8 protein-coding genes and 2 pseudogenes are annotated in these 8,546 nt (G+C 40.2%); 9 read left to right on the top strand and 1 reads right to left on the bottom strand.

Going from position 1 to position 8,546, the window contains the following annotated elements; all coding sequences use genetic code 11:
* Window positions 1-76: 76 nt before the first annotated feature.
* The 3 genes and pseudogenes from K1I71_RS09230 to ilvD form a co-directional block, all read left to right on the top strand.
* Window positions 77-247: pseudogene (locus K1I71_RS09230) on the top strand (transketolase); the annotation flags it as partial.
* On the top strand, window positions 244-1,176 hold the full coding sequence (locus K1I71_RS09225; protein WP_223330822.1) for a transketolase family protein: 933 nt from the start codon (window positions 244-246) through the stop codon (window positions 1,174-1,176). The pseudogene K1I71_RS09230 and the gene K1I71_RS09225, both read left to right, overlap by 4 nt.
* Before the next feature lie 230 nt (window positions 1,177-1,406).
* The gene (gene ilvD / locus K1I71_RS09220; RefSeq protein WP_223330821.1) at window positions 1,407-3,110 is read left to right on the top strand and encodes a dihydroxy-acid dehydratase; all 1,704 of its coding nucleotides are present in this window, start codon (window positions 1,407-1,409) and stop codon (window positions 3,108-3,110) included.
* Window positions 3,111-3,170: 60 nt separating this feature from the next.
* Here ilvD and K1I71_RS09215 read toward each other — a convergent pair whose 3' ends face one another.
* A complete protein-coding gene (locus tag K1I71_RS09215; protein ID WP_001204052.1) occupies window positions 3,171-3,512 on the bottom strand; it encodes a metal-sulfur cluster assembly factor in 342 nt (113 codons plus the stop codon).
* A gap of 124 nt (window positions 3,513-3,636) precedes the next feature.
* Between K1I71_RS09215 and rgg the strand changes: the two genes are divergently transcribed.
* The 6 genes and pseudogenes from rgg to K1I71_RS09185 form a co-directional block, all read left to right on the top strand.
* Window positions 3,637-4,488, top strand: coding sequence for a quorum-sensing system transcriptional regulator Rgg (gene rgg, locus K1I71_RS09210; RefSeq protein WP_223330820.1), 852 nt, complete (start codon window positions 3,637-3,639; stop codon window positions 4,486-4,488).
* A 199-nt stretch (window positions 4,489-4,687) separates the two neighbouring features.
* Window positions 4,688-5,935 carry an MFS transporter gene (locus K1I71_RS09205; protein ID WP_223330819.1) on the top strand — a complete coding sequence of 416 codons (1,248 nt, stop codon included), beginning with the start codon at window positions 4,688-4,690 and terminating at the stop codon, window positions 5,933-5,935.
* A 182-nt stretch (window positions 5,936-6,117) separates the two neighbouring features.
* Window positions 6,118-7,398 carry a histidine--tRNA ligase gene (hisS, locus tag K1I71_RS09200; RefSeq protein ID WP_223330818.1) on the top strand — a complete coding sequence of 427 codons (1,281 nt, stop codon included), beginning with the start codon at window positions 6,118-6,120 and terminating at the stop codon, window positions 7,396-7,398.
* 148 nt (window positions 7,399-7,546) lie between these two features.
* Window positions 7,547-7,750, top strand: coding sequence for a helix-turn-helix transcriptional regulator (locus K1I71_RS09195; protein ID WP_223330817.1), 204 nt, complete (start codon window positions 7,547-7,549; stop codon window positions 7,748-7,750).
* Entirely contained in the window at window positions 7,750-7,947 is a 198-nt protein-coding gene (locus K1I71_RS09190) for a hypothetical protein (RefSeq protein WP_223330816.1), read from the top strand. The genes K1I71_RS09195 and K1I71_RS09190 overlap by 1 nt, the downstream gene beginning before the upstream one ends.
* Window positions 7,944-8,474 (top strand): annotated as a pseudogene (locus K1I71_RS09185) (DUF3169 family protein); the annotation flags it as partial. The gene K1I71_RS09190 and the pseudogene K1I71_RS09185, both read left to right, overlap by 4 nt.
* Window positions 8,475-8,546: the final 72 nt, after the last annotated feature.

Raw genomic sequence — 8,546 nt, 5'->3', positions numbered from 1 at the left:
AAATAATAACCTCATCTTATGATAAGGCTATTATCTCATATTTTGGTGTCCATTGGATAGGTTTTTAGAGGTGCCCTCAAATAATTCATCCCCTAAGTGTATTGTATTAGACACTATTAAAGGTCAAGGAGTTCGAGAGCTGGAAGAAATGAAATCCAATCATCATCTTCGCCCTACTGTAGAGGAGAGACAAATGTTAACTTCAGTTGTAGAAAGATTAAGTCAGGAATTGGAGGAAACAGAATGATGAGAAGTACGAAAGAATTACGACATGTGTATAGAGATTTCCTTCTAGAAGCTAACCAAAGTTATTCTGATATAGTAGTTTTAGAAGCAGACTTGTCAAGTTCGATGACTACTAATAATCTTGAAAAGGACTTTGGAGACCGTTATGTGAATGTTGGGATCATGGAAGCAGAAATGGTCGGGCTTGCAGCAGGTTTATCTATTCAGGGGTTTAGACCTTATCTTCATACATTTGGCCCTTTTGCTTCACGAAGAGTATTTGATCAATTATTTATTTCTCTTGGGTACGCACAATTGGATGCCACTGTGATTGGCTCAGATGCAGGAGTAACGGCAGAGATGAATGGTGGAACACATATGCCATTTGAAGAAATTGGATTGTTACGTTTAATTCCTAAATCAATCATTTTTGAAGCAACTGATGATATCCAATTTCGTGAAATCTTGAACCAGACATTAGAATTAAAAGGACTAAAATATATTCGAACAATTAGAAAAGCTCCAGAGGCTGTATATCAAGGTGGAGAAGATTTTTCTAAAGGCTACATTGAGTTAAGACACGGTGAAGATGTTGTAATAGTTGCTTCTGGCATAATGGTTGCTCCAAGTATTCGAGTTGCGGATGAACTGTCTAAATTAGGTTATTCAGTAGGTGTGATAGATTTATTTAGAATCAAACCGATACCAGAACAGATAAAAACAATGTTAAGCGGAAAAACTATATTTACTGTAGAAAACCACAATCAGATAGGTGGAATTGGCAGTGCTTTATGTGAATTATTCTCTGATGATGGAATAACAAAAATTCATCGGATGGGTGTTCAAGAAAGATTCGGTCAAGTAGGGAAAATGGATTATCTTCTTAATGAGTATGGTTTGAGTGAATCGAATATAAAAGAGAAAGTTTTAGCGTTTTATAATGCAAGATAGATATTAAATACACTTATCTGAAAGAACTTCTGTAAAAATTACATTACGTTATTTAAAGCGAGCGGATTAAAAGCATATTCTGGTAATCAGAAAGTGCCCTGATCCGCTTTGTTGTTTTTAATTTAAAATGTTTATATGTGTATAGAATTTTCTGAAAATTCAAGAATTTTCTTCTGTTCATTGCCTTTAAAATGTGCTATAATAGTAAAAACTGAAATGGGAGGGAACAAATGACTGAATTAGCTAAACGTCATCGCAGTAGCATTTATGATAGTATGGTTAAATCACCAAACCGTGCTATGCTTCGTGCGACTGGTATGACAGATAAGGACTTTGAAACACCGATTGTGGGAGTGATTTCGACTTGGGCGGAAAATACACCATGTAACATCCACTTGCATGATTTTGGGAAATTGGCTAAAGAGGGTGTCAAATCTGCAGGTGCTTGGCCTGTGCAGTTTGGAACTATTACTGTAGCGGACGGGATTGCTATGGGAACGCCTGGTATGCGTTTCTCTTTGACATCTCGTGATATCATTGCGGACTCTATCGAGGCGGCTATGGGTGGTCACAATGTGGATGCCTTTGTTGCTATCGGTGGTTGTGACAAGAACATGCCTGGTTCTATGATTGCCATTGCTAATATGGATATTCCAGCAATTTTCGCCTATGGTGGAACTATTGCACCGGGAAATCTTGATGGTAAAGATATTGACTTGGTTTCTGTTTTTGAGGGTATCGGAAAATGGAACCACGGTGACATGACAGCTGAGGACGTAAAACGTCTTGAATGTAATGCCTGCCCTGGTCCTGGTGGCTGTGGTGGTATGTACACAGCTAATACCATGGCGACTGCTATCGAAGTTCTCGGTATGAGTTTGCCAGGCTCTTCATCTCATCCAGCTGAATCAGCTGACAAGAAAGAAGATATCGAAGCAGCAGGACGTGCTGTTGTTAAGATGTTGGAACTAGGTCTTAAACCATCAGATATCTTGACTCGTGAAGCCTTTGAAGATGCTATCACTGTAACTATGGCTCTAGGTGGTTCTACAAACGCCACTCTTCACTTGCTTGCCATTGCCCATGCTGCCAATGTTGACTTGTCACTTGAGGACTTCAATACGATTCAAGAACGTGTGCCTCACTTGGCTGACTTGAAACCATCTGGTCAGTATGTCTTCCAAGATCTCTACGAAGTCGGTGGTGTGCCTGCGGTTATGAAATATCTCTTGGCAAATGGTTTCCTTCATGGAGACCGCATCACATGTACTGGTAAGACTGTCGCTGAGAACTTGGCTGACTTTGCAGACCTCACTCCAGGTCAAAAAGTTATTATGCCACTTGAAAATCCAAAACGTGCGGATGGTCCGCTTATCATCTTGAACGGGAACCTTGCCCCTGACGGTGCGGTTGCCAAGGTATCAGGTGTGAAAGTGCGTCGTCACGTTGGACCAGCTAAGGTCTTTGACTCAGAAGAAGATGCTATTCAGGCCGTTCTGACAGATGAAATCGTTGATGGCGATGTAGTCGTTGTTCGTTTCGTTGGACCTAAGGGTGGTCCTGGTATGCCTGAGATGCTGTCACTTTCATCAATGATTGTTGGTAAAGGTCAAGGAGACAAGGTTGCCCTCTTGACAGATGGACGCTTCTCTGGTGGTACTTATGGTCTGGTTGTTGGACATATCGCTCCTGAAGCTCAGGATGGTGGACCAATTGCCTACCTTCGTACAGGCGATATCGTTACGGTTGACCAAGATACCAAAGAAATTTCCATGGCCGTATCCGAAGAAGAACTTGAAAAACGCAAGGCAGAAACAACCTTGCCACCACTCTATAGTCGTGGTGTCCTCGGTAAATATGCCCATATCGTATCATCTGCTTCACGCGGAGCCGTGACAGACTTCTGGAATATGGACAAGTCAGGTAAAAAGTAAATTCAAAAAGCAAGCCAACTTTGGCTTGCTTCTTTTCATCTTCAAAAGTAATTTACCTGCTTAACGAGGTGGCAGTCCAAGGGCAATGCGGCCGTAGCGACTGATTCGTGTAATCTTCCAGGCAGGCGACCAGGTAACTTCAACCTTGACATCTTCGATACCCTCGATTTGTTTCAGACCTGCCACGATTTCGATAGGCAGGCTTTCGGCGCAATCGCAGGCGGTGTCGGTGAAGGTCATGACAATTTTGCAGAGGCCTGTTTCGTCTAGATTGATCTCATAAATCAGCCCTAGATTGTAAACATCCAATTCCACATCTGTATCAAAAACCTTCTCTAGTTTTTCGATAATTTGGTCTTGCAAGGCCAAAGCCCGGTCATTGATTTTGATATCGTCTCTCATTACAGTCCCTCCACGTGATAAATATCCTCTATTTTCTCATAATTCTGACAATTTGGCAAGTTTTTGATGAATTTTCTGAAAAAATATGATAATATAAAGAAAACACTGAATCAAGGGGAAGCCTATGGAGCAGATTGGAAAAGTCTTTAGACAATTACGAGAGTCAAGAAATATCTCGCTGAGACAAGCAACTGGGGGACAATTTTCGCCGTCTATGTTATCTCGCTTTGAAACAGGTCAGAGTGAGCTTTCGGTGGAAAAGTTTCTATTTGCCCTAGAAAATATATCTGCCAGTGTAGAGGAAATCCTCTTTCTAGCGAGAGGTTTTCAGTATGATACAGATTCTGAGTTGAGAAAAGAAATCCTAGATGTCTTGGATCCAAAGAATATAGCACCTCTTGAAGACCTGTATCGCAAGGAGTACCAAAAGCATACCCATTCTCAAAACAAACAGAAACATATTCTAAATGCCATTATTATCAAGTCTTATATGAAGAGCATGGATGAAAGGGTAGAGTTAACAGCAGAGGAGGGGAAAGTCCTTCATGATTATTTGTTTTCTACCGAGATCTGGGGAATCTATGAACTCAATTTATTTTCAGTCAGTTCACCATTTCTATCTGTTTCTCTTTTCACTAGGTATGTTAGAGAGATGGTACGTAAATCTGATTTCCTAATGGAAATGTCTGGCAATCGAAACCTTTTTCACACTATACTATTGAATGGCTTTTTAGCCAGCATTGAGTGTGAAGAATTTACCAATGCCTCTTATTTTAAACGTGTTATCGAAGAGCGTTTCTACAATGAAAATGAAACCTATTTCCGAATTGTCTATTTGTGGGCGGAAGGTCTCCTTGATAGCAAGCAAGGCAGAGTCAAGGAAGGTCAGAAAAAGATGGAAGATGCTGTCCGTATTTTTGAGATGCTTGGCTGTAATAAATCTGCCGAATACTATAGAAATACGACCGATTGTTGAATATCTGCAAACTAAGAAAATCATTTGAAATTTTAAGCGATAGAATTGTTGACCTCTCTCGTGTCACTGGAGAAATTCTATCGTCTCTTTTTACTTATTTTTTTGTTGCATATATTCAAAAGTTTTTCCTCTAAAATTTCTAAGTGCTATACTATAGTCATACTTCACATAAAACTTCGAACAAGAAGGGAGATTACCTATGAAACTATTGTTTAGAAATCACGCTTATCGACTCTTGACTTTGTCACGCTTCTTCAATGCTTTTGGTGCTTCGATTTTCAACCTGGTCTTTATCGTCTATGCATCGACCTTGCCACAAGCCTCTTTTGCTGTTGCTATGGCGAATATTGTCATGATTATTCCGACTCTCTTTACAGTTTTTGTAGGGATTCGGGCAGATTACACGAGGGACAAGGTCAAATGGATGATCTATAGCGGTTTGTTTCAGGCAGTTTTATTTTTTCTAGCAGCCCTAGTTGTTCAGCAAGCTAGTCTCTTTGCCTTTTCTAGTCTGTGTTTAATCAATGTCATTAGCGATGTCATCAGTGATTTTGCTGGTGGTTTGCGCATGCCTCTTATTAAGGAAAAAGTAGCTGAAGATGATCTGATGGAGGCTTACTCATTTTCACAGTTCATCACCTATATTTCAGCTATTGGGGGTCAAGCTTTTGGAGTCTGGCTCTTAGGTCTATCGGTCAACAATTTTTCCCTCGTTGCGGGAATCAATGCCTGTTTTTTCCTAGTATCAGCCGTTATCCTCTTTTTAGGAAAAAGCAAATTGAGCCTGTCAATGTCATCTGCTGATGGTAAAATTCTAAAAAATGAGAAGCTTCCGATCAAAGAGCAGTTCCTAACGATTTATCGAAATTTACGTCTCGTTTTTCTTAAAGGTGGACAGAAAAACTTTGGATTCATGATCTTTGCTGTCTTGCTTATCAATGCCTTGGGTGGGGCTTTAGGAAGCATCTATAACATCTTCTTTTTGAGCCATTCTCTCTTGAATTTTTCTTACACAGAGGCACTATTTATCAATCAATTCGGTGTTTTAGTAGCAATCATCATCAGTAGCCTTACGGGCAATGATTATTTTGGGAAGCAGTCCTTGCCTAGATTGATGATGTGGGTGACCGTAGGACTCAGTCTAATTGGTCTAGCTAATTTATTCAATCAAGTCGTACTTGGTTTACTATTTCTCTTTTCAACTCTGTATGTGTCTGGTAAAGTTCAACCAAAGATTAGTGCCATGCTCATGAAAAATCTAGCTCCAGAGGTTCTAGCTCGTACCAGTAATTTTTTAGGTCTCTTGTTTACCTTATCCATACCTGTGGGAACAGCCTGTTTTTCACTTGTAGCCGTATGGAATATACAGTTGACTTGGATACTATTTGTTGGTTTTTCCTTCCTAGCTATTCTTTTGACAGTTATTAATCTCAAAAATGATATCTAATACTCTTCGAAAATCTCTTCAAACCACGTCAGTGTCGCCTTACCGTACTCAAGTACAGCTTGCGGCTAACTTCCTAGTTTGCTTTTTGATTTTCATTGAGTATAAATCCTAATTTTTTTCTTACTGTTTTAATCCCTCTATTTATGGTAAAATAAGACTATTAAGTTTAAAGAGGATTCCCTATGAAATTACAAAAACCAAAAGGAACGCAGGATATTTTACCTGCTGAATCTGCCAAATGGCAGTACGTTGAGGGCTTTGCCCGTGAGATTTTCAAGCGCTATAACTACGCAGAAGTGCGCACGCCTATTTTTGAGCATTACGAGGTTATCAGTCGCTCTGTCGGAGATACAACGGATATCGTAACCAAGGAAATGTACGATTTCTATGACAAGGGTGACCGTCATATTACCCTCCGTCCAGAAGGAACAGCGCCAGTTGTCCGTTCCTATGTGGAAAATAAACTCTTCGCACCAGAAGTGCAAAAGCCAAGTAAGTTCTATTACATGGGCCCAATGTTCCGCTATGAGCGTCCACAGGCAGGGCGTTTGCGCCAGTTCCACCAGATTGGTGTTGAGTGTTTTGGCTCTAGCAATCCAGCTACCGATGTGGAAACCATTGCTATGGCAGCTCACTTCCTGAAAGAAATCGGCATCCAAGGTGTCAAATTGCACCTCAATACTCTTGGAAATCCTGAGAGCCGTGCGGCCTACCGTCAAGCCTTAATTGACTATTTGACACCGCTCAAGGAGACCTTGTCTAAGGATAGCCAACGTCGTTTGGAGGAAAATCCTCTCCGTGTCTTGGACTCTAAGGAAAAAGAAGACAAGGTGGCAGTGGAGAATGCGCCGTCTATCTTGGACTTCCTTGATGAAGAAAGCCAAGCTCATTTTGATGCTGTGCGTCAGATGTTGGAAAATCTTGGAGTAGACTATATCATCGATACCAATATGGTGCGTGGTTTGGACTACTACAACCACACCATTTTCGAGTTTATCACTGAGATTGAGGGCAATGACTTGACAGTCTGTGCGGGTGGTCGTTACGATGGCTTGGTTGCTTACTTTGGAGGCCCGGAAACTGCTGGATTTGGTTTTGGACTTGGTGTAGAGCGCCTGCTTCTCATTCTTGAGAAGCAAGGTGTTGCTCTTCCTATCGAAAACGCCCTAGATGTCTATATCGCAGTCTTGGGTCAAGGAGCAAATGTCAAGGCCTTGGAGTTGGTACAAGCTCTTCGCCAACAAGGTTTCAAAGCAGAGCGTGATTACCTTAACCGTAAACTAAAAGCTCAGTTCAAGTCAGCCGATGTCTTTGCGGCTAAGACCCTCATCACCCTCGGAGAAAGCGAAGTCGAAAGCGGACAAGTAACGGTCAAGAACAACCAAACCCGAGAAGAATTGCAAGTGTCACTTGAGGCAATCAGCCAAAACTTTTCAGAAATCTTTGAAAAATTAGGATTTTAATAGTATTTAACACTGGTCAGGATCTTATTTATTCCTGACCTTTTTCTTTTGCAAAATGACAAAAATCATAAACTTTTTGACGAATATGATTGTCAAAAAGAAAAAGATGTGTTACAATGTAAGCAAGTTAAGAGAAAAGGAGAAAGGAATGCTTAAAAATCGTCTAAAAGAGCTTCGAGCTCGCGATGGTCTCAATCAAACCGACCTGGCCAAGCTGGCAGGGGTTTCCAGACAGACCGTTAGCCTACTAGAACGGGATGAATACACCCCGTCCATTGTAATTGCCCTGAAAATATCTCAAATTTTCAACGAAACAGTCGAATCGGTATTTCGCTTGGAGGAGGACGAGTAATGAACAAGTATAAAGTGATCTATTATGTAGTTGCCATAGCTCTATTAGTCAGCGTGTGTCTACTAATTGGAGCAAATCTAGGATGGTTTGATCTCTATTACAGTGACCAATTTATTTGGGCCTACTTTGCCCTCATCCCAGTCGTTGACTGGATTGAAAATAAATCCAAAAATCTAGCAAGTGAAAAAGGAGAATGAATATGAAAAAGAAACATGGCTTGTTATTTTTAATTCCTTTTGTCTTGGGAGTTTTCTTGTACATGTTTGTAGATATGTTTAAGGCTGGTGCCGAATTTCACGGAATTGTTTTAGATGTAAAAATCTTGATACCATGGATATCAGCTATTTGTTTACTGTTAGGTTTCATTAGCATTCTTTTGACTTTCAATTTCTTAAAGAAAAGCAGAAAATTTCACTCCTTGTATCAAGAGGAAATGGATGATGATTTGAATGAAACCTATTATGTGCAAATGTATCGGAATCTTGAGTTTGGAAGCATTGTTTTTAATATTGCAAGTGTAGCGATTTTATTGGCTCTCTTCATTTCAGCAAGTGAATTAATTGTACTCGATGTAACTCATATAACATTATCCCTTTCCTTTTTGGAATTAGTGCTGTTCTTGCAGAGTCAAAAATATCTTTCTAAAACAATTGCGATTGTTCGTCAGTTTGATTTGGCTCTTTTCTCTACACCAAAGGATGTCTTGAACTATATTAATTCTTATGGGCACCTCTAAAAACTCCACTCTTATCACAAAAGAAAAAATCAACTGTATGTGTCTCATTTAGTTGGCACA

This window comes from Streptococcus mitis, from assembly GCF_019929545.1.
Classification (GTDB): Bacteria; Bacillota; Bacilli; order Lactobacillales; family Streptococcaceae; genus Streptococcus; species Streptococcus mitis_BU.
This window is presented reverse-complemented; position numbering and strand designations above follow the sequence as displayed.

Coding starts and splice junctions, on each gene's coding strand:
- K1I71_RS09205 (WP_223330819.1), top strand. CDS start 4,688: ATGAAACTATTGTTTAGAAATCACGCTTATCGACTCTTGACTTTGTCA.
- K1I71_RS09225 (WP_223330822.1), top strand. CDS start 244: ATGATGAGAAGTACGAAAGAATTACGACATGTGTATAGAGATTTCCTT.
- K1I71_RS09195 (WP_223330817.1), top strand. CDS start 7,547: ATGCTTAAAAATCGTCTAAAAGAGCTTCGAGCTCGCGATGGTCTCAAT.
- rgg (WP_223330820.1), top strand. CDS start 3,637: ATGGAGCAGATTGGAAAAGTCTTTAGACAATTACGAGAGTCAAGAAAT.
- ilvD (WP_223330821.1), top strand. CDS start 1,407: ATGACTGAATTAGCTAAACGTCATCGCAGTAGCATTTATGATAGTATG.
- K1I71_RS09190 (WP_223330816.1), top strand. CDS start 7,750: ATGAACAAGTATAAAGTGATCTATTATGTAGTTGCCATAGCTCTATTA.
- K1I71_RS09215 (WP_001204052.1), bottom strand. CDS start 3,512: ATGAGAGACGATATCAAAATCAATGACCGGGCTTTGGCCTTGCAAGAC.
- hisS (WP_223330818.1), top strand. CDS start 6,118: ATGAAATTACAAAAACCAAAAGGAACGCAGGATATTTTACCTGCTGAA.